The organism is Neisseria leonii, from assembly GCF_028776105.2.
Classification (GTDB): domain Bacteria; phylum Pseudomonadota; class Gammaproteobacteria; order Burkholderiales; family Neisseriaceae; genus Neisseria; species Neisseria leonii.
On record NZ_CP145606.1, the window covers coordinates 505,871 to 531,943 of the forward strand.

At 56.6% G+C, this 26,073-nt stretch carries 27 protein-coding genes, 1 tRNA gene and 1 riboswitch; of the genes, 13 read left to right on the plus strand and 15 right to left on the minus strand.

What is annotated here, in order from left to right; translation table 11 throughout:
• Nucleotides 1-232 precede the first annotated feature (232 nt).
• The gene (gene lepA, locus ORY85_RS02470; RefSeq protein ID WP_274571392.1) at nucleotides 233-2,029 is read left to right on the plus strand and encodes a translation elongation factor 4; all 1,797 of its coding nucleotides are present in this window, start codon (nucleotides 233-235) and stop codon (nucleotides 2,027-2,029) included.
• Nucleotides 2,023-3,003: a signal peptidase I gene (gene lepB, locus ORY85_RS02475; protein WP_405030344.1), complete on the plus strand. Its 981-nt coding sequence runs from the start codon at nucleotides 2,023-2,025 to the stop codon at nucleotides 3,001-3,003. Before lepA ends, lepB begins: the two co-directional genes overlap by 7 nt.
• A gap of 141 nt (nucleotides 3,004-3,144) precedes the next feature.
• On the opposite strand, the gene purN is transcribed toward lepB, so the two are convergent.
• From purN to ORY85_RS02495, 4 genes are all read right to left on the minus strand, one after another.
• Nucleotides 3,145-3,771, minus strand: a complete 627-nt coding sequence (gene purN / locus ORY85_RS02480) for a phosphoribosylglycinamide formyltransferase (RefSeq protein WP_274571394.1) — start codon at nucleotides 3,769-3,771, stop codon at nucleotides 3,145-3,147.
• Between the two features lie 82 nt (nucleotides 3,772-3,853).
• Nucleotides 3,854-4,327, minus strand: a complete 474-nt coding sequence (locus ORY85_RS02485; RefSeq protein ID WP_405030345.1) for a YchJ family protein — start codon at nucleotides 4,325-4,327, stop codon at nucleotides 3,854-3,856.
• Nucleotides 4,328-4,329: 2 nt separating this feature from the next.
• Nucleotides 4,330-5,553, minus strand: coding sequence for a nicotinate phosphoribosyltransferase (pncB, locus tag ORY85_RS02490; protein WP_274571396.1), 1,224 nt, complete (start codon nucleotides 5,551-5,553; stop codon nucleotides 4,330-4,332).
• A gap of 78 nt (nucleotides 5,554-5,631) precedes the next feature.
• Nucleotides 5,632-6,021: a RidA family protein gene (locus ORY85_RS02495; protein ID WP_274571397.1), complete on the minus strand. Its 390-nt coding sequence runs from the start codon at nucleotides 6,019-6,021 to the stop codon at nucleotides 5,632-5,634.
• Between the two features lie 116 nt (nucleotides 6,022-6,137).
• Here ORY85_RS02495 and ORY85_RS02500 point away from each other — a divergent pair, with 116 nt between their 5' ends.
• Nucleotides 6,138-6,977: a CoA ester lyase gene (locus ORY85_RS02500; RefSeq protein ID WP_274571398.1), complete on the plus strand. Its 840-nt coding sequence runs from the start codon at nucleotides 6,138-6,140 to the stop codon at nucleotides 6,975-6,977.
• 102 nt (nucleotides 6,978-7,079) lie between these two features.
• On the opposite strand, the gene ORY85_RS02505 is transcribed toward ORY85_RS02500, so the two are convergent.
• The 4 genes from ORY85_RS02505 to queC all read right to left on the minus strand — a co-directional run bounded on the left by ORY85_RS02505 (nucleotide 7,080) and on the right by queC (nucleotide 9,236).
• Nucleotides 7,080-7,715 carry a 7-carboxy-7-deazaguanine synthase QueE gene (locus ORY85_RS02505; RefSeq protein WP_274571399.1) on the minus strand — a complete coding sequence of 212 codons (636 nt, stop codon included), beginning with the start codon at nucleotides 7,713-7,715 and terminating at the stop codon, nucleotides 7,080-7,082.
• A 73-nt stretch (nucleotides 7,716-7,788) separates the two neighbouring features.
• Nucleotides 7,789-8,157 (minus strand): DUF1304 domain-containing protein, encoded by a 369-nt coding sequence (locus ORY85_RS02510; protein WP_274571400.1) that lies wholly within the window; start codon nucleotides 8,155-8,157, stop codon nucleotides 7,789-7,791.
• A gap of 3 nt (nucleotides 8,158-8,160) precedes the next feature.
• Complete coding sequence (queD, locus tag ORY85_RS02515; RefSeq protein ID WP_274571401.1) at nucleotides 8,161-8,583, minus strand: 6-carboxytetrahydropterin synthase QueD; 423 nt, start codon at nucleotides 8,581-8,583, stop codon at nucleotides 8,161-8,163.
• Nucleotides 8,580-9,236 (minus strand): 7-cyano-7-deazaguanine synthase QueC, encoded by a 657-nt coding sequence (gene queC / locus ORY85_RS02520; RefSeq protein ID WP_274571402.1) that lies wholly within the window; start codon nucleotides 9,234-9,236, stop codon nucleotides 8,580-8,582. The genes queD and queC overlap by 4 nt, the downstream gene beginning before the upstream one ends.
• Nucleotides 9,237-9,240: 4 nt before the next feature.
• Nucleotides 9,241-9,286, minus strand: a riboswitch (PreQ1 riboswitch).
• A gap of 155 nt (nucleotides 9,287-9,441) precedes the next feature.
• Between queC and ORY85_RS02525 the strand changes: the two genes are divergently transcribed.
• Nucleotides 9,442-9,993, plus strand: a complete 552-nt coding sequence (locus ORY85_RS02525) for a GNAT family N-acetyltransferase (RefSeq protein WP_274571403.1) — start codon at nucleotides 9,442-9,444, stop codon at nucleotides 9,991-9,993.
• A gap of 24 nt (nucleotides 9,994-10,017) precedes the next feature.
• On the plus strand, nucleotides 10,018-10,665 hold the full coding sequence (grxB, locus tag ORY85_RS02530; RefSeq protein ID WP_274571404.1) for a glutaredoxin 2: 648 nt from the start codon (nucleotides 10,018-10,020) through the stop codon (nucleotides 10,663-10,665).
• Nucleotides 10,666-10,955: 290 nt separating this feature from the next.
• Here the strand turns inward: grxB and ORY85_RS02535 are convergent.
• The 4 genes from ORY85_RS02535 to ttcA form a co-directional block, all read right to left on the minus strand.
• Nucleotides 10,956-11,032 (minus strand) — tRNA-Pro (locus tag ORY85_RS02535).
• 50 nt (nucleotides 11,033-11,082) lie between these two features.
• Entirely contained in the window at nucleotides 11,083-11,577 is a 495-nt protein-coding gene (locus ORY85_RS02540; protein ID WP_274571405.1) for a DUF4442 domain-containing protein, read from the minus strand.
• Nucleotides 11,578-11,584: 7 nt separating this feature from the next.
• Nucleotides 11,585-12,445, minus strand: a complete 861-nt coding sequence (locus ORY85_RS02545) for a folate-binding protein YgfZ (protein ID WP_274571406.1) — start codon at nucleotides 12,443-12,445, stop codon at nucleotides 11,585-11,587.
• A gap of 50 nt (nucleotides 12,446-12,495) precedes the next feature.
• A complete protein-coding gene (gene ttcA / locus ORY85_RS02550) occupies nucleotides 12,496-13,449 on the minus strand; it encodes a tRNA 2-thiocytidine(32) synthetase TtcA (protein ID WP_274571407.1) in 954 nt (317 codons plus the stop codon).
• 173 nt (nucleotides 13,450-13,622) lie between these two features.
• Here ttcA and ORY85_RS02555 point away from each other — a divergent pair, with 173 nt between their 5' ends.
• From ORY85_RS02555 to asd, 3 genes are all read left to right on the plus strand, one after another.
• Nucleotides 13,623-14,870, plus strand: coding sequence for a lipoprotein-releasing ABC transporter permease subunit (locus ORY85_RS02555; RefSeq protein ID WP_274571408.1), 1,248 nt, complete (start codon nucleotides 13,623-13,625; stop codon nucleotides 14,868-14,870).
• Nucleotides 14,863-15,537, plus strand: coding sequence for a lipoprotein-releasing ABC transporter ATP-binding protein LolD (gene lolD / locus ORY85_RS02560; RefSeq protein ID WP_274571409.1), 675 nt, complete (start codon nucleotides 14,863-14,865; stop codon nucleotides 15,535-15,537). Before ORY85_RS02555 ends, lolD begins: the two co-directional genes overlap by 8 nt.
• 108 nt (nucleotides 15,538-15,645) lie before the next feature.
• Nucleotides 15,646-16,548: an archaetidylserine decarboxylase gene (gene asd / locus ORY85_RS02565; RefSeq protein ID WP_274571410.1), complete on the plus strand. Its 903-nt coding sequence runs from the start codon at nucleotides 15,646-15,648 to the stop codon at nucleotides 16,546-16,548.
• Between the two features lie 214 nt (nucleotides 16,549-16,762).
• On the opposite strand, the gene rlmB is transcribed toward asd, so the two are convergent.
• The gene (gene rlmB, locus ORY85_RS02570) at nucleotides 16,763-17,509 is read right to left on the minus strand and encodes a 23S rRNA (guanosine(2251)-2'-O)-methyltransferase RlmB (RefSeq protein WP_274571411.1); all 747 of its coding nucleotides are present in this window, start codon (nucleotides 17,507-17,509) and stop codon (nucleotides 16,763-16,765) included.
• 232 nt (nucleotides 17,510-17,741) lie between these two features.
• Here rlmB and cmk point away from each other — a divergent pair, with 232 nt between their 5' ends.
• The 3 genes from cmk to ORY85_RS02585 all read left to right on the plus strand — a co-directional run bounded on the left by cmk (nucleotide 17,742) and on the right by ORY85_RS02585 (nucleotide 20,542).
• Complete coding sequence (cmk, locus tag ORY85_RS02575; RefSeq protein WP_274571412.1) at nucleotides 17,742-18,395, plus strand: (d)CMP kinase; 654 nt, start codon at nucleotides 17,742-17,744, stop codon at nucleotides 18,393-18,395.
• A 140-nt stretch (nucleotides 18,396-18,535) separates the two neighbouring features.
• On the plus strand, nucleotides 18,536-20,224 hold the full coding sequence (gene rpsA / locus ORY85_RS02580) for a 30S ribosomal protein S1 (RefSeq protein ID WP_405030336.1): 1,689 nt from the start codon (nucleotides 18,536-18,538) through the stop codon (nucleotides 20,222-20,224).
• A gap of 15 nt (nucleotides 20,225-20,239) precedes the next feature.
• A complete protein-coding gene (locus ORY85_RS02585; RefSeq protein WP_274571414.1) occupies nucleotides 20,240-20,542 on the plus strand; it encodes an integration host factor subunit beta in 303 nt (100 codons plus the stop codon).
• Between the two features lie 156 nt (nucleotides 20,543-20,698).
• Here ORY85_RS02585 and ORY85_RS02590 read toward each other — a convergent pair whose 3' ends face one another.
• Nucleotides 20,699-21,385, minus strand: a complete 687-nt coding sequence (locus ORY85_RS02590) for a sulfite exporter TauE/SafE family protein (RefSeq protein WP_274571415.1) — start codon at nucleotides 21,383-21,385, stop codon at nucleotides 20,699-20,701.
• Between the two features lie 146 nt (nucleotides 21,386-21,531).
• On the opposite strand from ORY85_RS02590, the gene lysM reads away from it, so the two are divergent.
• A complete protein-coding gene (gene lysM, locus ORY85_RS02595) occupies nucleotides 21,532-22,008 on the plus strand; it encodes a peptidoglycan-binding protein LysM (protein ID WP_274571416.1) in 477 nt (158 codons plus the stop codon).
• Between the two features lie 113 nt (nucleotides 22,009-22,121).
• Here the strand turns inward: lysM and ORY85_RS02600 are convergent, their stop codons facing one another.
• Nucleotides 22,122-23,015, minus strand: coding sequence for a hypothetical protein (locus ORY85_RS02600; protein ID WP_405030337.1), 894 nt, complete (start codon nucleotides 23,013-23,015; stop codon nucleotides 22,122-22,124).
• On the opposite strand from ORY85_RS02600, the gene ORY85_RS02605 reads away from it, so the two are divergent.
• Nucleotides 22,978-25,995, plus strand: coding sequence for a DNA translocase FtsK (locus ORY85_RS02605; RefSeq protein WP_274571417.1), 3,018 nt, complete (start codon nucleotides 22,978-22,980; stop codon nucleotides 25,993-25,995). The two genes, ORY85_RS02600 and ORY85_RS02605, sit on opposite strands and share 38 nt — an antisense overlap.
• Nucleotides 25,996-26,073 lie beyond the last annotated feature (78 nt).

A 26,073-nucleotide genomic window follows, 5' to 3' on the forward strand; every position in this document is an offset into this window, starting at 1 on the left:
ATTTTTACCGCTTGGCGGATGAGGCGGAAACGGGGCGGCGCATTGGATTTAAAGCGGTTTTTCGGATAAAATGCGCGCCGTTATCCGTTTCGGACACCGGCGCGGCATTCCGTCGGAAAAGCTGCGCCGGAGGCCGTCTGAAAAACGGCGGCACCGTTCGGCAACCCGTCGGCAGCCGGCGGCCGGTGCCTGCGGTTTTCAGACGGCCTTTCGATTGAATTGTTTGAAAATTATGAAAAATATCAGAAATTTCTCCATTATCGCCCATATCGACCACGGCAAGTCAACGCTGGCCGACCGCTTCATCCAATATTGCGGCGGTTTGGAAAACCGCGAAATGAGCGCGCAGGTGCTCGATTCGATGGACATCGAAAAAGAGCGCGGTATCACGATTAAGGCGCAGACCGCCGCACTGCAATACCGTGCGCGGGACGGGGAGGTTTATCATCTGAATCTGATCGATACGCCCGGGCACGTCGATTTTTCGTATGAAGTTTCCCGCTCGCTTTCGGCCTGCGAAGGCGCGCTGCTGGTGGTGGACGCATCGCAGGGCGTGGAAGCGCAAACCGTGGCCAACTGCTATACCGCGATTGATTTGGGCGTGGAAGTAGTGCCGGTGCTGAATAAAATCGATTTGCCTGCGGCCGATCCCGACCGTGTGGCGCAGGAAATCGAGGACATTATCGGCATCGATGCGGTGGGTGCGGTAACCTGTTCGGCCAAAAGCGGCTTGGGCGTGGAAGATGTTTTGGAAGAAATCGTTGCCAAAGTGCCCGCGCCCGAAGGAGATGCCGCCGCGCCGTTGCAGGCGGTGATTATCGATTCGTGGTTTGACAATTATGTCGGCGTGGTGATGCTGATTCGGGTGAAAAACGGCACCATCAGACTGAAAGACAAGGTGCGTTTTATGAGCACCAAGGCCGAATCGCAGGTAGAACAGCTGGGCGTATTTACGCCCAAATCAGTCAATAAAGAGATGCTGAGCGCGGGGCAGGTGGGCTTTCTGATTACCGGCGTGAAAGAACTGGGGCAGGCCAAAGTGGGCGACACAGTTACTTTGGTGCAGAATCCTGCCGCCGAGCCGCTGCCCGGCTTCAAAGAAGTGCAGAGTCAGGTATTTGCCGGCCTGTATCCGGTGGAAAGCCACGATTACGAAGCCCTGCGCGATGCGCTGGAAAAACTGCAATTAAATGATGCATCGCTGAAATTCGAGCCGGAGGTGTCGCAGGCTTTGGGTTTCGGTTTCCGCTGCGGTTTTTTGGGTCTGCTGCATTTGGAGATTGTGCAGGAGCGGCTGGAACGCGAATTCGATATGGATTTGATTACCACCGCGCCGACGGTGGTATATGAAGTGATTCTGAAAAGCGGCGAGAAAATTCTGGTGGAGAATCCGTCGAAACTGCCCGATACCGGCAGCATCGAAACCATTCTCGAGCCGATTATCACGGCAACGATTCTGGTGCCGCAGGATTATGTCGGCAATGTGATGACGCTGTGCAATCAAAAGCGTGGTGTACAGGCCAATATGCAGTATCTCGGCCGTCAAGTCATGCTGACCTATGATCTGCCGATGAACGAAGTGGTGATGGATTTCTTCGACAAACTCAAATCCACTTCGCGCGGTTATGCTTCGCTGGATTATGAGTTTAAAGAGTTTCAGCCGTCTGATCTGATTAAGCTCGATATTATGGTGAACGGCGAAAAAGTCGATGCGTTAAGCCTGATTGTACACCGCCAGAGTTCGGTACACCGGGGGCGCGAACTGGCGGCGAAAATGCGCGAGCTGATTCCGCGCCAGATGTTCGATATTGCGGTTCAGGCTTCCATCGGCAGCCAGATTATTGCGCGCGAAAACGTGAAAGCCCTGCGCAAAAACGTTTTGGCGAAATGCTACGGCGGCGATATTACGCGTAAGAAAAAGCTGTTGGAGAAACAGAAAGCGGGTAAACGCCGTATGAAACAGGTAGGCAATGTGGAAATTCCGCAAAGTGCGTTTTTGGCCATTTTGCAGGTGGGAGACAAATCATGACAGTTTGGTTTGCAGCGGCACTCGCGGCCGTAGCGGCAGGTGCGGTAATGTGGTTCAGAAGCAGCAAAACGCGCACGGAAAACGGCGAATGGAACAACGGCCTGCAATGGGCGTATCTGCTGATGCTGGTGGGTGTGTTCGGCCTGCTGGCTTCGGCGATGAGCTTTACCGCCGTGTTGCTGGTTTTTGTGTTGTTTACGGGTGCGGTATGGCTGTGGCGCCGTCTGAAAGTGGGCAAAAACCGTATCGACGACAATCATTTCCGCGACTATATGGCGGGCTTTTTCCCGATTATCGCGCTGATTTTCGTCTTGCGCAGTTTTATTGCCGAGCCGTTTCAGATTCCTTCCAGCTCGATGAGGCCGGGGCTGGTGGCAGGCGATTTTATTCTGGTCAATAAATTTGCCTACGGTATCCGCACTCCGGTTGTCAATAATGTGCTGGTCGATACCGGCAAAGTGGCGCGCGGCGATGTGATGGTGTTCAATTATCCCGAATCGCCCCAAGTCAATTACATCAAGCGCGTGATCGGCCTGCCCGGCGATTTGGTGGAATACCGCAATAAAACATTGAGCATCAACGGCCGGACCGTGCCGGACAGTGCAGAAGGCGCGCAGAGTTACCGCGAAAATACCGCCCAATACGGCACGGTGGACATTCGGGCCGAAGTATTCGGCGAAACCTTGGGCGGCCGCCGTTTCCAAGTGCTGAAAATGCCCGAACAGCCCGCGTTTCTGCCGCAGGGGGTGCGCAGCGGTTTCCCGTTCCGCGAAAACTGCGAATATGCGGAAGACGGTACTTGGTTTTCCTGCCGTGTTCCCGAAGGGCATTATTTTATGTTGGGCGACAACCGCGACAACAGTGAAGACTCGCGTTATTGGGGTTTTGTCAGCGACAAACTGGTGGTCGGCAAGGCGTTTTTGATTTGGATGAATTTCGGCGACTTCTCGCGGATCGGCAAACGGATTGAATAAAGCGCCGATGTGAAAGGCTCAAAGATAGAGTGGCACTTTTCAGTTTCTTGGCGTTTGGACGATATTAAGGCCGTCTGAAAACAGCATCAGCTTGTTTCAGACGGCCTTGTTGGATATGGTTTTCGATGCAGGCGGCCGCCGTCAGGCCAGCAACTGCGCGCCGGCATCGGGCGGTAAGCTGCCGGTAACGCGGTTTTGGCGGATTTTCAGACGGCCTGCGGCAAAATCGGCCACGGCCTGCGGGTAGAGTTTGTGTTCCACTGCCAGCACACGTGCGGCCAGATCGTCGGCCGTGTCGCCGTCCAAAACCGGTACTGCGCCTTGTGCGATGATCGGCCCGCAGTCCAGTTCGGCAGTAACAAAGTGAATGGTACAGCCGGCCACGCGGCAGCCTTCGGCCAATGCACGCTCGTGCGTGTGCAGGCCGGGAAACGCAGGCAGCAGCGAGGGGTGGATATTCATCAGACGGCCTTCGTAATGCGTGCAGAATGCGGGGGTGAGAATGCGCATAAAACCGGCCAGTACCACCAAATCGGGCCGGTAACCGTCAATCAGCGACATCATGGCACGGTCAAAGGCTTCGCGGCTGTCGAAATCTTTGTGGTTGAGCGCGGCGGTCTCTATACCGCGCGCTTGCGCCCAAGCCAAACCGGCGGCATCGGGGCGGTTGCTCAAAACGGCGGCAATCCGCACATCGGGCAGGCGGGCTGCGACAATGGCCTGCATATTGCTGCCTCGGCCGGAAATCAGGATAACGACGTTTTTCATAGTGTGTTTCCGTGTGTCAGTCAGAGTAGGGCAAACGGCGGTGTTCAGACGGCCTCGGGCAGCCGGAGCCGCCGTCAGCTGTTTAGTGTGTCGGCATTTTGAGCCGGCCGCCGCAACAGTGTTTGAATTTTCTGCCCGAACCGCAGATACAGGGCGATTTCATCGTGGGTAGGGCAACGGTGGGGTCGATAAAATACCAGCGCCCGCCGATGTATACAAAAGCGGAATCTTCGCGGTGGCAGTGTGTTTCGCCGTCGGCGCGGAAACGGGCTTCGAACACGACCCGGGCATGGTTTTTGCCGGTGTCGGGAATGTGGTGCAGAACCGTCAGCCCCAGCCATTCGCTGTCTCGGCTGTAACGGATAATGGCGGGCATATCCAGCAGCGGCTGCTGGGCGGGGACGGTGGTGTCGCGGATATAGCCGGTTTCGCCCAAGGCGTACGCGCTGTAACGCGAACGCATCAGGGTTTCGGCATCGGCGGCCGGGCGGCGGTTTTGGTGCAGCGGCGCGCAGCAGTCGGCATAAGGCGTATCCGTACCGCAGGGGCAGGGCATGGTCATGCCGTGCCGCCCTGAGGTTCGGGGATTTGGAATACTTGGCGCAGATAGGCCAGGAACGTATCGTTGTCGGTCATGGTTTTGCCGGGGCTGTCGGAAATTTTGGCTACCGATTGGCCGTTGCATTCCACCAGCTTCAAGACGATGTTCAGCGTGGTATGTCCCAAGTCGTTGGTCAGGTTGGTGCCGATGCCGAAGCTGGTTTTGAAACGGTCTTTGAAGTATTGGTGCAGGCTCCAAGCTTTTTCCAGATCGAGGCCGTCTGAAAAGGTGAGCATTTTGGTGCGGCTGTCGATTTTGAGTTTCCGGTAATGCGCATAGGCTTTGTCGCCCCACAGATAGGGATCGCCGCTGTCGTGGCGCAGGCCGTCGAACAGTTTGGCGAAATAGAGGTCGAAATCGCGCAGGAAAGCATCCATGCCGACGACATCGGTCAGTGCGATGCCCAAATCGCCCCGGTATTCTTTGACCCATGCTTCGAGCGCGGCTTTCTGGAAATCGCGCAGGCGCACGTTCAGTGCCTGAAAAGCCTGTAAAAATTCGTGTGCCATCGTGCCGATGGGGGTCAGGTTGAGTTTTTTCGCCAGATAGACGTTGCTGGTGCCGCGGAACAGCTCCGGCGCGGCGGCGGCCAAGGTTTGCACGACATATTCCTGCCAGGCCAGATTGTAGCGGCGGCGGGTGCCGAAATCGGAAACGAGAAACGGCGGGTCGGCGGGATTCTGCCGTGCGGCGTATTGTTGCAGCAGGGCGGCTTTGGCGGCCAGACGGCGGCGGCCTTCGGCCAGTACTTCGGGCGTTTCGAGGCGGCGGAAGTACAGCTCGTTCACAATGGCCAGAATGTAAATCTCGAAAAACATGGCCTGTATCATCGGGCCTTCGATGCGGATATGCAGGCGGCCTTGTCCGTCGCCGGAGACGCGGACAAAGCGGCGTTTGAGCTGGAACAGTTCGAGATAATCGACAAAATCGCTTTTGATAAAGCGCAGGCTGCGCAGATAGGCCAGTTCGTCCTGCGTCAGACGCAGTTCGCACAGATGATCCAGTTCGCGCTCGAGTTCCCCGCGTATTTCGGCCAGCGGATAGACCGTTTGGTCGTTGTTGCGGCAGCGGAATTCGTACACCCCGTGCGCCTGCGGGAATTGGTGCAGTACCACTTGCAGCATGGTGAATTTATAGAGATCGGTGTCCAGCAGCGAGCGGATAATCGGCGGATGCGCCATGACGGTCTTTCGTAAGCGTTATTTATGGAAAAGGCCGTCTGAAAACGGCATGGTTTCTGTTTTCAGACGGCCTGTGCATCAATCGGCCAATACCAGAACGGCTTCGGCTTCCACCTGTACCCCCTTGGGCAGGGCGGCCACGCCGACGGCGGCACGGGCGGGGTAGGGTTGGGCAAAATATTCCGCCATCACTTCGTTGAATACGGCAAAGTTGGCCAAGTCGGTCAGGTAGGCATTCACTTTGACGATGTCTTCCAGCGAACCGCCTGCCGCTTCGGCCACCGCGCGCAGGTTTTTGAAGACCTGATGGGTTTCGGCGCGGAAATCGCCGTCGCCGACCACCGTCATATCGGCAGGGTTCAGCGGAATCTGGCCGCTCAGATAAACCGTGTTGCCCGCGCGCACAGCCTGGCTGTATGCGCCGATGGCGGCGGGGGCGTGATCGGTATGGATAATCTGTTTGCTCATAAATCGTTACCTCCGGGCTGTTTAGGCAAAAAACGGCTTTATGGTAGCAGACTTTCCGCACACGGGCTATATTGATGCCTGCGGTAAAGATACCGCCGGACAGTAATCAGGAGAAAATGATGGGGAAAATACAGCCGGTCAGTTATTTGTTTGTGCCGGGTATGCGCACCGACCGGATTTCGAAAGCCTTGGCCGCCGGTGCCGACGCAGTGGTGGTGGACTGGGAGGACGCAGTGGCCGAAGCGGACAAGGCAGCAGCGCGCACCTTGCTGGCCGATTATTTTGCCGTCGGCGGCGCACCGGTGTGGCTGCGCATCAATGCGGCTGGCAGTGTGCATTATGCGGCAGATGTGGCGGCCCTGCGCACCCTGCCCGACATCATCGGTGTGCTGCTGCCGAAAACGGAGAGTGCGGCACAGGTGGAGGATTTGGCCCGGGCGTGCGGCCGGCCGGTGCTGGCGGTATTGGAAACGGCGGCCGGTTTGTGCGCGCTGGGCGGCATTGCCGGCGCGCGGGGCTTATATGCTTTGAGTTATGGCTGCCTGGATTTGTGCTGTCAATTGGGTATCCGCACCGGCAGTGCGGCGGCAGCCGATTTTTTCCGCCGTATCGGTTTTGATCTGCTGCTGCACAGTCAGGCAAACGGACTGGCCGCACCCGTTGCGACGATTTTCCCCGATTTCTGCGACGAAGCCGGTTTGGCGGACTACGCCGCTTATGCGGCCGATGCCGGTTTCGGCGGTATGCTCTGTATCCACCCGAATCAGCTGCCGACGGTACACCGCGCCTGGCAGCCCGATGCGGCGGCTTTGGCCGAAGCGGCACAAATTGTGGCGCAGGCCGATGCGGTCGGAGAAGCGGTGTTTGCCGTAAACGGCAAAATGGCGGACAAACCGCTGATCGAGCAGTCGCGCCGTCTGTTGGAGAGAGCCAAACGGTGCGGCGGTGCAGCGTAGCGGGCGGGTGGCGGAAAGCAGGAAAATGAGTGTCGGATATACGGTATCCGACCTACTGTTTGGTAGGGGAAAAATGGGGGCAAGAACCGCTGTGGCAGCGGTTTATTCGATGCCGGCCCATTTGTGTGTCTGCACACTCAATTGCCAATGGACGGGGCGGTTGGCGCGGCTGTTCAAGATGCCGATTTGGCGGATGGTATCGTAAATATTCATTTCGCCGTTTTGATCGCAGGGCGAGAGATAGTAATGGGCGGCACGGATCTGCTGTTCGATTTGCCGTGCGAATGCCAATACGTCGCCGTCGGCCACAATGCGCACTTCCGAGGCCGTCTGAATACACTGTTTGCCGTATTTTTCCGCATAGCGGGCTTTGGGGCTGGCGGAAACAAAGTCGATTTGCGGCGGTGCGGGGTTGAGGCCGTTGGTTTCCATGCACAGGAAATAGCCCGCATGTTTCAGTGCATCGAGCAGAACGGGCAAATGCGGCTGTATGGTGGGTTCGCCTCCGGTAATGATGATGTTGCGGGCGGTATAGGCGTTCAGACGGCCTAAAATATCGTGCAGCGCCATCATGCCGAAAGTGCGGTAGTCGGTATCGCACCACGGGCAGGCCAGATTGCATTTTCCCAAACGGATAAAGACGGCCGGCATACCGGTGTTGTAGCCCTCGCCTTGCAGGCTTTCAAAAATTTCGACAATGCGGTAAGCGGGGTTTTCGGGAAGCATATCGGTCGGCATTTCTTGAATCAAGGGGGCAGGCTGTCTGAAAACGGGTTTTCGGACGGCTGAAAACGGGCTGCCGCAAAGCGGGTCAGGCGCATAAAACGGCCGCTAAGGCCAGTGCGGCGGGCAGACCCTGTTTGATCAGAATATTCCTGCTTGACGTCAGTGCGCCCCAGAGTGCGGCTGTCAGCACGAAAGCGAGAAACAGCACGGTGGCGGAAGTACGGGCGTTGTCGGGAGCGAAAAACTGTGCCCAAATGATGCCGGCGGCGAGAAAGCCGTTATACAGCCCCTGATTGCTGAACATGACCTGTACGCGTTTTTGGCGCATAAATTCTTCGGGCAGACCGAAAATACGCGAGGCCTGCGGGCCGGGGATTTTGCACATTTCGAGATACATAATGTAAAAATGTTCGGCGGCTACGATTAGGGTCAGTACGGTTGCCAAGGTTTGCATGATTCAGTCTCCTTCATATTCGGCGCAGGATGCCGGGGTTTCCCACAGTTTGACGCGGCAAACCGCCAAGCCTGTGTTTTTCAGACGGCCGTAAATGTCCGCAGCCAGATTTTCGGCGGTGGTGCGGCGGTTCAGACGCAGGGTTTTCATGTCCCAGCTTTCCAGCAGTGCGGCGATGCGGCTTTCGCGTCCGTTGCTGCCATCATAGAGAAAAGCGTGGTCGAACGGCTCGATAACGGCCTGCCGAACCATGTTTTTCAAGTCGGAAAAATCCATGACCATACCGTCTTTCGCACCGCCGTGAATCAGGCCGCCTGAAACAGTGATTTCCAGAGAGTAAGTGTGGCCGTGCAGGTTTTGGCATTTTCCGTCGTGGCCGTCGAGCATATGGGCGGCATCGAACGTGAAGATTTTCGTGATTTTCATGCCGCTTTGCCTGCCAGATATTCGGCCAATCCGTTTTCGCGCAAAATACAGCTCGGGCAGCTGCCACAACCGCCCGACACGCCGTGATAGCAGGTGTGGGTATGTTCGCGGATATAGTCGAGTGCCCCCATTTCATCGGCCAGGCCCCAAGTTTGCGCTTTGGTCAGATACATCAGCGGGGTGTGGATTTGAAAGCCGTAATCCATCGCCAGATTGAGGGTAACGTTCATCGATTTGACGAAAACGTCGCGGCAGTCGGGATAGCCGGAAAAGTCGGTTTCGCACACGCCGGTGATGATGTGGCGGATGCCTTGGCTTTTGGCGTAAATCGCCGCATAAAGCAGAAACAGCGCGTTGCGCCCGTCGACAAAGGTATTGGGCATACCGTTTGAGGCCGTCTGAATTTCGGCGGTATTGTCCGTCAGCGCATTATGGGTAATCTGCCCCATCAGCGACAAATCCAAAACCATATGGTGCACACCCCAATCAGCGGCGATACGTCGGGCGCATTCCAGCTCGATGGCATGACGCTGGCCGTATTGGAAACTGAGGGCGGAAACGTTTTCTGCACCGTAGCGGCGGACTGCCTGAATCAGGCAGGTTGCGGAGTCCTGACCGCCTGAAAAGACGACCACGGCTTTTTGAGGGTTCATATCGGGGTTCCTAGTTTTGTTGTCGCGGGAGGATTGCGAACCGCGTTTGGCGAAAGGCGGCATCATAACCGAAAACCGGCGTTTGATAAAACGTTTTGCACGCCCGGCAGCTTGTTTCGGGCGGCGGTTTGGGGTATGTTGCCTTTTTTGCCGATCGGCCGCCCGGGTCGGGCGGGTGTGGAATCACCAAAATCAGGATAAGGCCATGAAACGCAAACCGCTGATCCGTCCAACCGAACCGCATGATTATGAAGGGCTGTACAAGCTGTATGCCTGCCCCGAAGTCTGCCGCCAAACGCTGCAACTGCCAGATTTGAGCGCGGCAGACTGGCAGCGGCGGCTGGCCGCCATTCCCGATTATGTGCATTCGTTTGTGGCGGCCGATCTGGCTGACGGGCAGATTCTGGGCAATATCGCACTGACGGTCGAAACCCGGCCGCGCCGCCGTCATGCGGGCAGTTTGGTCATGGCCGTCCGTCCCGACTGCCACAGACAGGGCATCGGTTCGGTACTGATGCAGACTGTTACCGATCTGGCGGACAACTGGCTGAATCTGGCCCGGCTCGAATTGCAGGTATTTACCGACAACGCCCCTGCGGTTGCCCTGTACCGCAAATCCGGCTTTGAGACGGAAGGTGTTTTGCAGGATTATGCCTACCGCAACGGCCGGCTGTGTGCGTTGTACAGCATGGCACGGTTGCGCCGGAGCATTGCGGCCGACAGCAGCGGTTCAACTGCGGCCGGCCATATCGAATAACGGATAAAACAGGAATTACCGACCATGAAACTTTATACTTACGACCATTGCCCGTTCTGCGTGCGGGCGCGCATGATTTTCGGCCTGCACCGGCTGGAGTTTGAAGAAGTGGTGCTGGCCAATGACGATGAAGCCACACCGGTGGCCATGATCGGTGCCAAGCAGGTGCCGGTTTTGGAAAAAACAGACGGCAGCTATCTGGCTGAAAGTCTGGACATTGTCCGTTATATCGACCATTTGGGCGGCCGGCCGCTGCTGGATGAAGCGGTACGCCCCGAAGTGTCGGACTGGATAGCGCGCACGGCCGATACGGTACGCCGACTGGTACATCCGCGCGTCGTATTAATCGGCCTGCCCGAATTTGCCACGCAAAGTTCAGCCGATTATTTCACACGCAAGAAAGAAGCCGCTATCGGCTGTTTTGCCGACAATCTGGCGCAAAGCGAAACCTTATTGGTACAACTGCACGGGGATTTGGCCGATTTGGCAGAGCTGGCCGTATCCGAACAGGCATTCGGCGGACGGTTGGGGTTGGAAGATATTCTGATTTTCCCGCTGCTGCGCAATCTGACCATGGTGCGCGGCCTGCAACTGCCGCCCAAGCTGGCGGCCTATACGGCAAAAATGTCCGCTGAAACGGCCGTACCGTTATATACGGATCAAGCGGTTTAACCGGATTGCTGCGGTGTCTGCCGCACAAAAGCAGATATAGTCGGGTTCCTTGGATTTTGACGGGGATGCCGGATAAATAAAGGAATTCGAACCGGGCTTACGCCGGTCATCATGACGGTGGCTCAAAGATACCGTAAAGTTTGGTTAATATTTTTCGAGCCTGTAATATATAAAGCCGTCTGAAAACCGGAAATGGATTTTCAGACGGCCTTTGGAGTTTGAAATACGCGCTGTTTCTGCGGGAAGTGCACAATAAAAAAGACCCGGTCAAAACCGGATCTTTAAAATTTTGGTCGGAGTGAAAGGATTCGAACCTTCGACCCCTTGCACCCCATGCAAGTGCGCTACCAGACTGCGCCACACTCCGACTCGATAAGCTGTGCATTATAGCGGTGTCCGAGGTGTTTGACAACTTTTTTATTGCGCCGGCGTGGTTTTCTGTGGCCGGAATTCGGGTTTGAGACGGATATACAGTGTTCGGCGGGCGACGGCGACGGTTTCGCCCGCTTTGTCTTTGATGACGACTTCATACTCGGGCAGGTATTTGCCGCCGTCGGCGGTGTGGCGGTAGATGTCGGCCATCATGTCGTCGGTCAGCACGCATTCGATGGAAACTTCGCCGCGGCCGGGGCGGATAAAGTCGATATGGGCGGATTTGTCCCAGACATAATATTGATCGCCGATCATGTGGTTGAGCATGATGGCGTAGGCGGCATCGGTCAGGGCAAACAGGTTGCCGCCGAATTGTGCGCCGTGCAGATTGCGCGTACCCGGCCAGTTTTTCAGGCGGGTTTTCATACGGCGGAAGTCGTCGGACAATTCGGTAACTTGAATGCCGCTCAGCAGCAGCGGCGGCCAGAGGTTCAGCATCAGGCGGGCGAGGCGGGGGTGGCGGAAACGGCGGCGCAGCATGATGGATTTACTCCTGAATGGCGGTTGCAAAGAACAGATGTTCAACGGTCAGCGGGCAGTCGGCCGCGTTCAGCGGGCGGGCTGCGGCGGCGTGTTTGATGACGGCCAAATGGACGGCACGTCCTTGTTGCGGCGCGCTGTTGATGATGAGGCCGGCTTCTTCGTTCTCTGTGTACACGGGGCTGCCCGCTTCAAGCGGGCGGCTCGAAGCCAGTACGGCTAAGCCGCGCTTGACTTGGCCGCGGTATTGGGCGCGGGCGATGATTTCCTGGCCGGGATAGCAGCCTTTTTTGAAATGGATGCCGCCGATGATGTGCTGGTTGAGCATTTGGGCGACCGAGCTGTCGGCGGTGGCGGCGGCAATCCACGGGTAGCCGCTGAGGATTTCATGTGCCTGCCATGCCTGTTCGGCCGTTTCGCTGTAAACCGGCAAAGATTCGCGCGGGCCGGCCAGCCATGTGCCGCCGTGGGGCAGGGCGATGCGGATCAGGCCGTCTGAAAACGCGGCGGGAAAGTTTAATGAAGGTTCGGCAGCGGGTTTCGGCATCAGGCTGTCCGGCCATTCGGCGGCCACGCCCCAATCGGGCAGCGGCTCGAATACGGCTTTGGCGCGCAGGACAAACAGGCGCAGCCGCTTCATCAGATTTTCCGCCACATCGGCGGCGGTTATCAGCAGGAAATCGGCTTCGCGGCGCAGCACAATCATATTGGCCGACACGCGGCCTTTGGGCGTGTTGTAGGTGGCGTAACAGGCTTGTCCGACGGCCAGACCTTCAATATGGTTGGACAGCTGGCCGTGGAGAAAAGCGGCAGCATCATCGCCGCTGACGCGGATCAGGCTGAAAAAGGGCAGGAGTGTGCGGTTCATGATGTGTGTTTTTCCGTAAAGGGGATCGGAGTGTGTTTATCGGGACGGCATCAGCTGTTTTTCGGTTTGCTCGCCAGAATATTGATGACTTTGCGCGCCGGTGCGGCGGTTGGGACGGGCGTTCCGCCATCTTCTTCATCAAGGCCGTCTGAAAAACGGGCGGGCACGGTTTCTTTATCAAACGCCAAATCGCCGCCGTGTTTCAGTTTCTGGCCGCGTTGCAGGGCGGGAAAGTCGAAAAGCTCGGTATCGGCCAGATGCGAGGGGACGACGTTTTGCAGGGCGGAAAACATGCTTTCGATGCGGCCGGGAAAGCGTTTGTCCCAGTCTTGCAGCATTTCTTTGATGACTTGGCGTTGCAGATTGGGCTGCGAGCCGCACAGATTGCACGGGATAATCGGAAACTGTTTCCATTCGGCATAGCGCACCAAATCTTTTTCTTTCACATAAGCCAGCGGGCGGATGACGATATGCTCGCCGTTGTCGCTCACCAGCTTGGGCGGCATGGCTTTGAGTTTGCCGCCGTAAAACATATTGAGAAACAGGGTTTCCAGAATATCGTCGCGGTGGTGGCCCAGCGCGATTTTGGTGCAGCCCAATTCTTTGGCGGTACGGTACAGCACCCCCCGGCGCAGACGGCTGCACAGCGAGCAGGTGGTTTTGCCTTCTTCGATCACGCGCTTGACGACGGAATACGTGTCTTCTTCCACGATTTTGTACGGCACGCCGATACTGTCGAGATAATCGGGCAGGATATGTGCGGGGAAGCCGGGCTGTTTTTGGTCGAGATTGACCGCGACCAGCTCGAAATCGACCGGTGCGGAGGCTTGGAGCTGGCGCAGAATGTCCAAGAGCGCGTAACTGTCTTTGCCGCCGGAGAGGCATACCATGATTTTGTCGCCGTTTTCAATCATATGGAAATCGTTCACGGCATCGCCAACGGCATGGCGCAGACGCTTGTTGAGCTTGTTGTTTTCGAGTTCGGTTTTGGTTTTTTTGGACATGGTGCAAATCTGAAAAAAATTGCGTCCATTATAAACAAATGAGCGGCGGCTTTCATCTTTCCGCGCACTCGGGCCGTCTGAAACCGTCCGCCGTTTCAGACGGCCTTAAAACGCTTTAACGGAAAATCGGGTAGAATGCGCGTTTTGTTTTGGTTGGGGAAGGCCGTCTGAATATGGCTTCTTTGGAAACTTGGATCGGCCTGCGCTATCTGCGGGCGAAAAAGCGCAACGGCTTTATGTCGTTTATCACGCTGGTATCGGTGGCGGGCATTGCGCTGGGTGTCACGGCACTGATTGTGGTGCTTTCGGTGATGAACGGTTTTCAGAAGGAAATCCGCGGCCAGCTTCTGAATGTCGCGCCGCATGCCGAAATCGGCTATTACGATGCTGAGGCGGGCGACTGGCGGGATTTGCGCAGGCTGGCGGCGGACAATCCTGCCGTGCTGGCCGCCGCGCCGTATGTGGCCGATCAGGCACTGCTGGCCAACGCGGGCGAGGTGCGCGGCGTGCAGGTGCGCGGCATTGAGCCTGCCGAAGAGAAAAATGTCGTGGATTATTGGCAGAAAATGACGGCAGGCAGTCTGGACGATCTGCGCCCGGGCAGCTTCGATATTATTCTCGGACAGAACCTGGCCGAAGCATTGGATGCGCAGGTGGGCGGACAGGTTACCGTGATTACGCCGGAGGGTAATATCACGCCGGCCGGTATGGTGCCGCGCCTGAAACAGTTTAATGTGGTGGGCATTGTGAAAACCGGCGTTTACGAAATGGACAATACGCTGGCCGTTATCCACATGAAAGACGCGCAGGTGCTGTATCGGTTGGGAGACGGGGTGAGCGGTGTGCGCCTGAAACTGGCCGACCCGCAGAATGCGCCCGCGCTTACGCCCAAGCTGCTGCCGGAAGCCCTGAAAGATCAGGCATGGGCGCGCGACTGGACGTTCAGCAATAAAACCTATTTCGATGCGGTGGAACTGGAAAAGCGCATGATGTTTATTATTCTGACGCTGATTATTGCCGTGGCGGCGTTTAATCTGGTGTCCTCGCTGGTGATGGCCGTTACCGAAAAGCAGGCCGATATTGCCATTTTGCGTACGCTGGGACTGCCGCCCAACGGCGTGATGAAGATTTTTATGGTGCAGGGCGCATTTGCCGGTTTGGCCGGCACGGCAATCGGCGTGGTATCCGGCGTGCTGCTGGGCTGGCAGGTTGGGCGGATTCTGGCTTTTTTTGAAAATCTGTTCGGCGTGAATCTGATTAATTCCCAAGTCTATTTTATCGACTACCTGCCCAGCCGGGTGGTGTGGCAGGAAGTGCTGCTGATTGCCGCCGTTTCGCTGCTGCTGGCGTTTCTCGCCACGCTGTATCCGAGCTGGCGCGCATCGCGCACGCAACCGGCGGAGGCTTTGCGTTATGAATAATCCGGTATTGCAGGCAGAGGCCGTCTGTAAAAGTTATCAGGACGGCGAGCTGAACGTATGTGTGTTGGATAATTTGAATCTGAATGTCGCTGCGGGCGAGAGCGTGGGCATTATCGGCTCTTCCGGCAGCGGCAAATCCACCCTGCTGCATATTCTGGGCGGTTTGGACCTGCCCACGGCGGGCAGCGTGCGTATTCTGGGGCAGGATTTGGCGCAGTTGGGCGCAAAAGCTTTGGGGCAGTGGCGCAACCGCCATCTGGGCTTTGTTTATCAGTTTCATCATCTGCTGCCCGAATTTTCCGCGTTGGAAAACGTGATGATGCCGCTGCTGATTGCCCGACAGCCCAAGGAAAAAGCCGAAGAACAGGCGCTGGCGATGCTGGACAGGGTGGGGCTGAAAGCGCGGGTGCGGCACAGGCCGTCTGAATTGTCCGGCGGCGAACGCCAGCGGGCGGCCATTGCGCGCGCACTGGTTACCCGCCCGTCCTGCCTGCTGGCCGACGAGCCGACGGGCAACCTCGACCGCAAAAACGCACACCATATCCTCGATATGATGCTGGATTTGAAAAACGAATTGGGTACGGCGCTGGTGGTGGTCACACACGATGACGATCTGGCACGGCGTTTCGACCGTATCCTGAGTATGCAGGACGGGCGTTTGGCTTAATGTCGTACCGGTTCCGGCCGCCTGAAATCCGCTTTTCGGGCGGCCTGTCAGGGGCGGCGGAATGCTTTGCCGTACTGCCGTTGCCGAAATATGATGAAGGAATATTTTATGCCTTTGAAACCATACCGCGAACCCCGTTGCGGCGAACGGGCAAAAATCGCGCTGCATTATCTTTTGCCGCAGTTGGCACTGACCCGTGCCGCCGGCTGGCTGGCCGAGCGCCGCTGGGGCGGAGCCACCCGGCTGATGATTCAACTCTTTGCCGGGCAATACGGCGTCAATTGGCAGGAAGCGGCCAAAGGGCCGTCTGAATTTGCTTCGTTCAATGAATTTTTTATCCGCAAACTGAAAGACGGCGCACGCCCGATTGATGCCGATTCCGATGCGTTATGCCTGCCTGCCGACGGCAGGGTGAGCGAGGCCGGTGCGGCGGACGGACGGCGGCTGATTCAGGCCAAAGGGCATTTTTTCACACTGGACGCATTGCTGGCAGGCGATAAGGCTTTGGCAGACGCGTTTTCAGACGGCCTGTTTCTGACCACTTACCTGTCGCCGCGCGATTACCACCGCGTGCATATGCCGTGCGACGGCGTTTTGCGCAAAATGATTTATGTGCCGGGCGCGCTGTTTTCTGTGAATCCGTTTTTGGCCGAACACATTCCGAATCTGTTTGCGCGCAACGAGCGGGTGATTTGCATATTCGATACCGATTTCGGCCCGGTGGCGCAGATTTTGGTGGGCGCGACGGTAACGGCCAGCATCAGCACGGTGTGGGCGGGCGTGGTCAATCCGCCGCGCAGCCGTACCGTGCGTGTGTGGGACTACCCGGCAGAGGGCGACAGTGCGGTGCGTTTGGCCAAAGGTGCGGAGATGGGCGCGTTCCGCTTGGGTTCGACCGTGATTAACCTGTTTGCACCGGATAAGGTTGCCTTGCTGCCGCATCTGACGGCGGGCGCGGTAACACGGATGGGCGGAAAAATGGCGGTGAAAACCGCATCTGAATCAGCATAACGTGGAAAAACGGTACGTTGAAAATAGGGAAGTTATCCCGTTTTCAGCGTACCGTTTTTGCCGGAAAGATGCGGCCGTATTCTTTAATTCTATTTTTCTCAGAACCGCCCCATTGGCCGGGCGAAACAGATGAGCGGGCTGCGGGGCGGTTGTGCCACTGGGCGGATTTACCGTATGCGGGGAAATGTGCGGGCACACGGTTTGCGGCGGTTTGTCAGTCCTGTTGCGATACACGCTGGCGGCGGGTTTCGGCCAGCACCATGCCGGCGGAAACGGAAACATTCATGCTTTCTACGGTGCCGAACATCGGAACGGACACCAGTTCGTCGCAATGTTCGCGGGTCAGGCGGCGCATCCCTTCGCCCTCGTTGCCCATCACCCAGGCCACGCTTTGCGGAATAGTGTAATGGAACAGGTCGCTTTTGCCGCCCGTGTCGGTGCCGACAATCCAAATGCCGTATTCTTTCAGTTCGCGCAGGGTGCGGGCCAGATTGGTTACGGTGATGTAGGGGACGGTTTCGGCGGCACCGCAGGCCACTTTGCTGACGGTGGCGTTCAGGCCCGCGCTTTTGTCTTTCGGCGCAATCACGGCGTGTACACCCATCGCGTCGGCCGTGCGCAGGCAGGCACCGAGATTGTGCGGGTCGGTGATACTGTCCAAGATCAAAAGGAAAGGCGGCTCTTGCAGGTTTTCCAGCACATCCTCCAAATGGATATGGTTTTTGCTGGCATCGATAAATCCGGCCACGCCCTGATGGCGCGCGCCTTTGGCGATGTTATTCAGGCGTTGTGTATCGGCAAAATGGATACGTATGTTTTCGGCGGCGGCTTTTTCCAGTACATCGCGGATACGCGCGTCCTGACGGCCTTCCTGAATATAGAGTTCGGTGATGGATTTCGGGTTTTGCCACAGGCGGGCATTGACGGCGTGAAAGCCGTAAATCAGGCGTTGGTTGGACATGGCGGTTTCCGCAAAAATCAGAACAGGCCGTCTGAAAAGCGGGCGGTATGCCGTTTTCAGACGGCCTGTATTTTAGCAAAAAGGAAACTTGCCGCGCGAATAATTATGCACCGGTTTCGTTGGAAGCAGAGGATATTTTGCCGCACCATTGCGGTAAATTGTCTTCCCGGATAGCCGAAGTGTTAGAATCGCACTTTTTCAGTCTGTGAAAAAGGGGGAGTGGAATCATATCATGCAGACAAAAGTAATCGCCATTGACGGGCCGGGCGCATCGGGCAAAGGGACGGTGGCTTCGCGCGTGGCGGACGCATTGGGCTGGGACTATCTCGATTCGGGCGCGCTTTACCGCCTGACTGCTCTGTATGCGCGCAGGCAGGGCGCGGAATGGGAAGACGAAGCGGCGGTGGCGCGCTTGGCCGCCGATTTGCCCGTCGCGTTTTCAGACGGCCGCGTTTGGCTGGCAGGAGAGGATGTTTCCGGTGAAATCCGTACCGAAGCAGTGGGTATGGGGGCTTCCGCCGTGGCGCGTTTTCCGGCGGTGCGCGCCGCCCTGTTGCAGCGTCAGCGGGATTTCCTGACCGACAAAGGGCTGGTGGCAGACGGGCGCGATATGGGATCGGTGGTGTTTCCCGATGCCGTCTTAAAAGTTTTTTTAACGGCTGATGCACGGGTGCGTGCCGAACGGCGGGCAAAACAGCTGGGACTGCCGCCGCACGGTGTGGCGTTTGACCGGATTCTGGCCGACATCGAAGCGCGCGACGAGGCCGACCGCCGCCGCTCCGCCGCACCGCTCAAACAGGCAGAGGACGCGCTGCTGCTGGACACTTCCGATATGGGCGTGGACGAGGCGGTAAAAAAAGTGCTTGATTGGTATGAAAAAAAATAAAGCTGCGGTATAATGCGGTGTTTTTCGTTTTCATCGGCAGCATTGAGGCCGTCTGAAAACAGTGATTCTGCCTGTTTGGCTAAGGAAAACAGGTATTTGCCAACCTTAACCCCGCATACCTTAGCGATGCACAGAAAGACATGACAAACATGGAAAATTTTGCCCAGTTGTTGGAAGAGTACTCAGCCGTACAGGAAATGAACCAAGGCGAGGTGATTACCGCCGAAGTGGTCGCCATTGAAGACAAATTCGTTATTGTCAACGCCGGTTTGAAATCCGAGTCTCTGATCGACATCAGCGAGTTTAAAAATGCCCAAGGCGAAGTGGAAGTCAAAGTAGGCGACTTCGTAACCGTTACCATCGAATCGGTGGAAAACGGCTTCGGCGAAACCAAACTGTCGCGCGAAAAAGCCAAACGCGCCGCCGACTGGATTACTCTGGAAGAGGCCATGGAAAACGGCGATATTCTGTCCGGCGTGATCAACGGCAAAGTCAAAGGCGGTCTGACCGTGATGATCAACAGCATCCGCGCTTTCCTGCCCGGTTCTCTGGTTGATGTCCGTCCGATTAAAGATACTTCGCACTTTGAAGGCAAAGAAGTCGAGTTCAAAGTCATCAAACTGGACAAAAAGCGCAACAATGTCGTGGTATCGCGCCGCGCGGTTCTGGAAGCGACTTTGGGCGAAGAGCGCAAAGCCCTGCTGGAAAACCTGCAAGAAGGTACAGTGGTCAAAGGTATCGTCAAAAACATCACCGATTACGGTGCGTTTGTCGATTTGGGCGGCATCGACGGCCTGCTGCACATTACCGACTTGGCATGGCGCCGCGTGAAACACCCGAGCGAAGTTTTGGAAGTCGGCCAAGAAGTCGAAGCCAAAGTACTGAAATTCGATCAGGAAAAACAACGCGTTTCTCTGGGTATGAAACAGCTGGGCGAAGATCCGTGGAACGGTTTGGCCCGCCGCTATCCGCAAGGCACCCGCCTGTTCGGCAGAGTGTCCAACCTGACCGATTACGGCGCGTTTGTTGAAATCGAACAGGGCATCGAAGGTTTGGTACACGTTTCCGAAATGGATTGGACCAACAAAAACGTCCACCCGAGCAAAGTTGTCCAACTGGGCGACGAAGCCGAGGTTATGATTCTGGAAATCGACGAAGACCGCCGCCGTATTTCTCTGGGCATGAAACAGTGCCAGGCCAATCCGTGGGAAGATTTTGCCGCCAACTACAACAAAGGCGACAAAATCCGAGGTGCGGTTAAATCGATTACCGATTTCGGCGTGTTTGTCGGCCTGCCCGGCAATATCGACGGTCTGGTCCACCTGTCCGACCTGTCTTGGACCGAGTCCGGCGAAGAAGCCGTACGCAAGTACAAAAAAGGCGAAGAAGTCGAAGCCGTTGTTTTGGCCATCGACGTGGAAAAAGAGCGCATCTCTTTGGGCATCAAACAGTTGGAAGGCGACCCATTCGGCAACTTTATCAGCGTAAACGACAAAGGTTCGCTGGTTAAGGGTACGGTGAAATCTGTTGAGGCCAAAGGTGCTGTGGTTGCACTGGCCGATGAAGTAGAAGGCTATCTACCCGCTTCCGAATTCGCCGCCGACCGCGTGGAAGACTTGACCACCAAGCTGAACGAAGGCGATGCCGTTGAAGCCGTTATCGTTACTGTGGACCGCAAAAACCGCAGCATCAAACTGTCTGTTAAGGCCAAAGATGCCAAGGAAAGCCGCGATGTTCTGAACTCGGTAAATGCCGCTTCGACTGCCAGCGCAGGTACAACCAGCTTGGGCGATCTGCTGAAAGCCAAACTGTCCGGCGATCAAGAATAAGCATCAGAGCCAGCCATGACCAAATCCGAGTTAATGGTTCGCTTGGCCGAAGTATTTGCCGAAAAAAGCGATGCGCCCCTGCTGGCCAAAGATGTCGAGTACAGCGTCAAGGTTTTGGTGGATACCATGACCCGCGCACTGGCTCGCGGCCAGCGGATCGAAATCCGCGGTTTCGGCAGTTTCGACTTGAACCACCGTCCGGCGCGTGTCGGACGCAATCCGAAAACCGGCGAAAAGGTGGACGTACCGGAAAAATACGTACCCCATTTCAAACCGGGTAAAGAATTGCGCGAACGCGTGGATAAGGTAAATGCCTGAATGATGTTTTAATAGAGTAAGAAATGAAAGCACCGCTTCTGCGGTGCTTTTCGTTTGTTGACCGACCGTCGGCCGTTGCCGCCGCACGCCTGTTGTTCGCTCTGCTTTGGAGTCTGCGCGCCCAACTATATGCCCATATCAGAATCGGCGGAGCCGTTAAGCTGCCGTCGGAAGCCCGGCGGCAAAAACAGCCAAGCGCCATACTGCCCATGCGGCAATCAGCAGTCCGGCAGTGAACCGGATACGGCGGTGTTGAAATATGCCGGTCAATTGCGACGAAAACCAGCCGACGGCTAAGAGATTAGGCAAAGTACCCAAGGCAAATGCCAGCATGGTCAGCCCGCCTTGCAGGGCATTGCCGCTGCCTAATGCGTACAGTGATGCGGTGTAAACCAAACCGCAGGGCAGCCAGCCCCACAATAGGCCGACACCGAAACAGGCCGGTGCACTGCGTATCGGCAGCAGGCGGTTCATCACAGGATTCAGCTGCCGCCAGATCGGCCTGCCCAGCGATTCGATTTTGCGAACTAGGCCGGATAATCCGGCCAGATAGAGTCCCAAAAACAGCATCAGTAGATTGGCAGACGCAAACAGGATGTTTTGCAGCCACCTGCTGTCGTCCAGTGCGATGCCGAACTGGCCGAGTGCCCCCAGCAGCAGGCCGATTAATGTGTAGCCGGTGATGCGGCCCAGGTTGAGCAGTACGACCAGCCAGAAACGCGGCAGGTTCGGCGGCAGTTGCAGCGAAAAGGCAGAGGAGAGCGGGCCGCACATGCCCAGACAATGTGTCCCGCCGAAAAAGCCGATGAAAAACAGGGAAAGGAAGCCGATGTCGCTAATCATGTGAGGCCGTCTGAAAAAGGAGTATGTAAAAGCAGGTAAGGGCAGGGCGGCGGGACTTGCTAAGTGTATGCCCAAGCATAATTATAGCAGCCGGCAGTATACCGCTGCCGATTCTGTCATCAATGATTATTGTTAGGAGTGTATCAATGGGTTTGTTCAGCTTTATCAAAAGTGCCGGTGAGAAACTGTTCGGCAAAGACGAAAAAGAAGTAGAGGAACAGGCATCGGTTGATGTCGAAGCATTAAACAGCAAGGCGGCAGCGGCGATTCAGGCTTATATCGAAAAGCAGAATCTGAATTTGGCCAACCTGCGTGTGCAGTTTGACGGTGCCAGCGGCAAAGTTACCCTCAGCGGCGAAGCGCCTTCGCAAGAAGCGGCGGAAAAAGCCCTGTTGGCTGCCGGTAATGTAACCGGTGTGGCCGATGTGGAAAACAATCTGACTTTCCCTGCCGAAACGGCCGCCCGTTATCATGATGTGGTGCGCGGCGATACTTTGTCGGCGATTGCGAAGCAGTATTACGGTGATGCCAATCAATATATGAAGATTTTCGAGGCCAACAAACCGATGCTGAGCCACCCCGATAAAATTTATGTCGGCCAGAAGCTGCGTATTCCGGCCTGAATCTGTATTTGACTTTCAAAAGGCCGTCTGAAACACCTTGTCAGGTATTTCAGACGGCCTTTTTGCAGGTATCTGGCGGTGTATCTGCGGTATTTTCCGGCTGCCGGATTGGTTTACGGCTCCGGCGGCCAGATGCGGTTGTCCGGTTTCAAATAACGCGCATCGTTGAAAGTGGCCAAAAGTTGCGGTGCGAGTGCGACAAAAATAGCCGTAAACAGCCCGCTGAGAAAGGCCTCGGCCCAGCTGAGCAGGAAGAATACCGGAAATGCTTTGCCCCACAATGCCGGTGCGGGAAAGGCATCGGCCGCCGCCAGCAGCAGACAGACGGACAGGCCGGTTAAAAGCATACCGGCCGCAGCGGCCAGAAAACCGTTGAGAAAAATATAGACAAACAGATTGGCAGGCAGCTTCGCAGCAGCGCGCCGCACAATCAGATTGGCGGCGACGGCGGGCAGAAAGAGAGCGCATGCATTCAGCGCCGTCAGCGGCAGAGCCGCGCTGCCGTAATAAAGTGCAAGGTAGGCCGGCAGCAGCAGTACTGCCAGCCAGACGGCGGCCGGTGCACCCAGCATCAGAACAGCCAGGTTTATACCAATTAAATGGTAGTTCATACCGGCCAGACTGCTGCCGCCGAGTTGGGCGCGCAGACTCCACAGCAGGGCGAACAACAGGCAGGCTGCGGCAACGGCCTGCGGCCGGCCGGTCAGACTGCGGGCGGCAGGGCGGGCGGTCAGTACCAGCAGCAATAACAGCGGCAGCCATGCGGCGGCAGACCAAAAAGCAGGAAACCATACAGGCAGAAAATTCATCGGCAGGCAGATACGCGGCAGGAAAACAGCAGCATTATAGCCCGATGCCGCATTTTTTCGTATGGTGAGGCCGTCTGAAAAAGCGGCGCAAAAACTGTTCAGAGTGGCGGGAAACACGTTAAAATAACGCTTTTGCCGTTTATTGAAGGTCGGTTCGGAAATGTTGTGGATAGTGTTGATTGTCTTGCTGGCGGCCATGGCTGCCCTCTTGTGGTGGAATCACAAGCAGGAACAGGAATGGCGTCAGGATATGGCGTATTTCAACCGCCACGAAACCGCACAAGTCAGCCCGCCTGAGGCCGATGTCAAGCCTGCCAAAATGCCGCGCGGTGCCGATTCCAACCTGCAAGACAGCCGCAGTCGGCAGAAAACCGCCCACGAGAGCCGTTTGGTGTACGAGCGCACCATGGAAAAGCTGCTCGAAATTTCCCCCAAGCGCCGCCGTTTGGCCGCTTTGAACAAACAAAAAACGTTGCCGCCGGAAGAAGATACGGGCATGCCGCTGTTTGCGGCACCCCATGCCGACGGGGCGGCAGACGGATTTCGGGAAATCGGTATTTCGGCAGACGACAGTCATACGGCAGGGCAGGTGGCTGCCGGAGACGGTATTCAGACGGCCTCAAACGGCCAAGTAGAAATCATTACGCTGGAAGAAGCCATGCGCAGCCTGAGGGAGCCGTCCAAGCCGTCAATCCCGGCCCCAGACGCGTACCGGTCTCCGTCCGCCGACCTGCCCGTGATTTCTCTGGAAGAGGCCACGCGCACGCTTCATGAGGAGTTGCAGGAAAAAATACAGATCCATCCGGTTGTCGAGAACGCTATGGTGGCGGAAGACGCGCTGCCGCAACCGCCGTCTGCCGATCTGCCCGTGATTGGGTTCAATGACCCCGCCGTGATGCGTACCCGCGAGCGCACCTTGGCCGAAGTGGAAAAACTGGCTTACGAACAGCGCCGGCCGGAGCCGAAAGCAGCGGTACGGGAGGTTGCACAACCGCCCCGCCAAACCATAGGCGAAGACGATATCCGCAGCAATCTCTTGCGTCAGCGTATGGCGCGCCGCCGCCAGATTTCGGTACAGGAACCTGTGAATGCGCAGAAAGTTGCGGTGATTGCCGAAGACGAAGTGCTGGCCAATCTGGCGAAAACCGATTCGCCGCTCAACCGCCGCCTGCGCCGCATCAGTACGGCAGTTCAGGCCAGCGTTCTGCCTGCGGCCGCGCGGGTGGACGAAGCGCACGCCAGCGAAGTAGTGCGTCCGAAAACGGCAGCGGACAAGAACCGTCCCGACAGCGCATTGAGCAACCGCTATGCGCCGTATTCTGCGGCAGCCAAAAAAGCATCTGTCCCGAGCGCATCGGCGACGGTGGTCGAACCGCCCGCAGTGCCGCCGACACCGCCGCTGAGCGTGAGTATCGCCTCGCCCGCTGCTTTCGATTCTCCTGCGGTGGCCGTAGTGGAAACGCCCAAACCGGTGATGCCCGACGTACATATCAGCGATGCACCGCGCTGGTCGATTACCGACCGTTTGGTCAGCGAATCGGTATGGGAAGCCGACAGCAGGCCGTCTGAAAACGGTATCTCGGCCGGATTGAGGGAAGCGGAAGAACAGGCCGAATGGCATGGCGGCGATGCCGAAGCGGACGATGTGCCGGTCGGAATTTCCGAAGCCGCAGACAATGCTTATCCGCTGCCCGGTCTGAATCTGCTGCTGCCCGCCAGTTATGATCCGAATGCGGCGCAAAGCGATGAAGCACTGCTGGAAAACAGCATTACGATTGAAGAAAAACTGGCCGAGTATAAAGTGAAAGTCAAAGTGATGGACGCTTATGCCGGCCCCGTGATTACCCGTTACGAAATCGAGCCCGATGTCGGCGTGCGCGGCAGCGCGGTGATGAACTTGGAAAGGGACTTGGCGCGTTCGCTGGGTGTATCGTCCATTCGGGTGGTCGAAACCATTCCGGGTAAAACCTGCATGGGCTTGGAGTTGCCCAATCCCAGACGGCAGATGATCCGGTTGAGCGAAATTTTTTCCGCACCCGTATTCCAAGAGAGCAAATCCAAACTGACACTGGCTTTGGGGCAGGACATCACCGGCCAGCCGGTGGTAACGGATTTGGCCAAAGCACCGCATCTTCTGGTGGCGGGTACGACCGGTTCGGGCAAATCGGTGGGCGTGAATGCGATGATTTTGTCCATGCTGTTCAAAGCATCGCCCGAAGATGTGCGCATGATTATGATTGACCCGAAAATGCTGGAATTGAGCATTTACGAAGGCATTCCGCATCTGCTTGCGCCCGTGGTAACCGATATGCGGCTGGCGGCCAACGCACTCAACTGGTGTGTCAATGAAATGGAAAAACGCTACCGCCTGATGAGCCATGTGGGCGTGCGCAATCTGGCCGGCTTCAACCAGAAAATCAGAGAATCGGCCGCGCGCGGCGAAAAAATCGCCAATCCGTTCAGCCTCACGCCCGACAATCCCGAATATCTGGAAAAACTGCCGTTTATCGTGGTGGTGGTCGATGAATTTGCCGACCTGATGATGACGGCGGGCAAGAAAATCGAAGAGTTGATTGCCCGTCTGGCACAGAAAGCGCGCGCCGCCGGTATCCACCTGATTCTGGCCACCCAGCGACCGAGCGTCGATGTGATTACCGGCCTGATTAAAGCCAATATCCCCACCCGCATTGCCTTTCAGGTATCGAGCAAAATCGACAGCCGGACGATTCTCGACCAGATGGGGGCGGAAAACCTGCTCGGTCAGGGCGATATGCTGTTCCTGCCGCCGGGAACAGGCTACCCGCAGCGCGTGCACGGTGCGTTTGCCTCCGATGACGAAGTGCACGGCGTGGTGGAGTATCTCAAACAGTTCGGCGAGCCTGACTATATCGACGATATTCTCACCAGCGGCGTAGGCAGTGACGATATATTCAGCAATGCCAACGACGGCCGCAGCAACGAAGGCGATCAGGATCCGCTCTACGATGAAGCGGTGGCGTTTGTGATTAAATCGCAGAAAGCGACGATTTCTTCCGTGCAGCGCCAATTGCGTATCGGCTATAACCGTGCGGCCAATCTGATTGAGCAGATGGAAAACGACGGTATCGTTACAGCGTCCGACAGCGCGGGAAAACGTACCGTACTGGCACGCGACAGCAGCCATCTTGATCCGGCGTGATAATTTTTTAATAAAAGTTTTTATTATCAAAAATGAGCGGCCGTTTCAGGTTTAGGATAAAATGCCGCCTGAATATTG

Excerpts from the sequence above, each read along its gene's own strand:
- ORY85_RS02505 (WP_274571399.1), bottom strand. The coding sequence starts at position 7,715 with ATGCCGACCGATATGCTTCCCGAAAACCCCGCTTACCGCATTGTCGAA.
- queD (WP_274571401.1), bottom strand. The coding sequence starts at position 8,583 with ATGAAAATCACGAAAATCTTCACGTTCGATGCCGCCCATATGCTCGAC.
- ttcA (WP_274571407.1), bottom strand. The coding sequence starts at position 13,449 with ATGTCCAAAAAAACCAAAACCGAACTCGAAAACAACAAGCTCAACAAG.
- ORY85_RS02555 (WP_274571408.1), top strand. The coding sequence starts at position 13,623 with ATGGCTTCTTTGGAAACTTGGATCGGCCTGCGCTATCTGCGGGCGAAA.
- ORY85_RS02485 (WP_405030345.1), bottom strand. The coding sequence starts at position 4,327 with ATGCCCTGCCCCTGCGGTACGGATACGCCTTATGCCGACTGCTGCGCG.
- ORY85_RS02540 (WP_274571405.1), bottom strand. The coding sequence starts at position 11,577 with ATGCTGCGCCGCCGTTTCCGCCACCCCCGCCTCGCCCGCCTGATGCTG.
- ORY85_RS02600 (WP_405030337.1), bottom strand. The coding sequence starts at position 23,015 with ATGGCCGCCAGCAAGACAATCAACACTATCCACAACATTTCCGAACCG.
- cmk (WP_274571412.1), top strand. The coding sequence starts at position 17,742 with ATGCAGACAAAAGTAATCGCCATTGACGGGCCGGGCGCATCGGGCAAA.
- pncB (WP_274571396.1), bottom strand. The coding sequence starts at position 5,553 with ATGGCGCATCCGCCGATTATCCGCTCGCTGCTGGACACCGATCTCTAT.
- asd (WP_274571410.1), top strand. The coding sequence starts at position 15,646 with ATGCCTTTGAAACCATACCGCGAACCCCGTTGCGGCGAACGGGCAAAA.
- ORY85_RS02585 (WP_274571414.1), top strand. The coding sequence starts at position 20,240 with ATGACCAAATCCGAGTTAATGGTTCGCTTGGCCGAAGTATTTGCCGAA.
- ORY85_RS02525 (WP_274571403.1), top strand. The coding sequence starts at position 9,442 with ATGAAACGCAAACCGCTGATCCGTCCAACCGAACCGCATGATTATGAA.
- ORY85_RS02590 (WP_274571415.1), bottom strand. The coding sequence starts at position 21,385 with ATGATTAGCGACATCGGCTTCCTTTCCCTGTTTTTCATCGGCTTTTTC.
- ORY85_RS02545 (WP_274571406.1), bottom strand. The coding sequence starts at position 12,445 with ATGAACCGCACACTCCTGCCCTTTTTCAGCCTGATCCGCGTCAGCGGC.
- purN (WP_274571394.1), bottom strand. The coding sequence starts at position 3,771 with ATGAAAAACGTCGTTATCCTGATTTCCGGCCGAGGCAGCAATATGCAG.
- rpsA (WP_405030336.1), top strand. The coding sequence starts at position 18,536 with ATGACAAACATGGAAAATTTTGCCCAGTTGTTGGAAGAGTACTCAGCC.
- lepA (WP_274571392.1), top strand. The coding sequence starts at position 233 with ATGAAAAATATCAGAAATTTCTCCATTATCGCCCATATCGACCACGGC.
- grxB (WP_274571404.1), top strand. The coding sequence starts at position 10,018 with ATGAAACTTTATACTTACGACCATTGCCCGTTCTGCGTGCGGGCGCGC.
- ORY85_RS02500 (WP_274571398.1), top strand. The coding sequence starts at position 6,138 with ATGATGGGGAAAATACAGCCGGTCAGTTATTTGTTTGTGCCGGGTATG.
- ORY85_RS02605 (WP_274571417.1), top strand. The coding sequence starts at position 22,978 with ATGTTGTGGATAGTGTTGATTGTCTTGCTGGCGGCCATGGCTGCCCTC.
- lysM (WP_274571416.1), top strand. The coding sequence starts at position 21,532 with ATGGGTTTGTTCAGCTTTATCAAAAGTGCCGGTGAGAAACTGTTCGGC.
- queC (WP_274571402.1), bottom strand. The coding sequence starts at position 9,236 with ATGAACCCTCAAAAAGCCGTGGTCGTCTTTTCAGGCGGTCAGGACTCC.
- lolD (WP_274571409.1), top strand. The coding sequence starts at position 14,863 with ATGAATAATCCGGTATTGCAGGCAGAGGCCGTCTGTAAAAGTTATCAG.
- ORY85_RS02495 (WP_274571397.1), bottom strand. The coding sequence starts at position 6,021 with ATGAGCAAACAGATTATCCATACCGATCACGCCCCCGCCGCCATCGGC.
- rlmB (WP_274571411.1), bottom strand. The coding sequence starts at position 17,509 with ATGTCCAACCAACGCCTGATTTACGGCTTTCACGCCGTCAATGCCCGC.
- ORY85_RS02510 (WP_274571400.1), bottom strand. The coding sequence starts at position 8,157 with ATGCAAACCTTGGCAACCGTACTGACCCTAATCGTAGCCGCCGAACAT.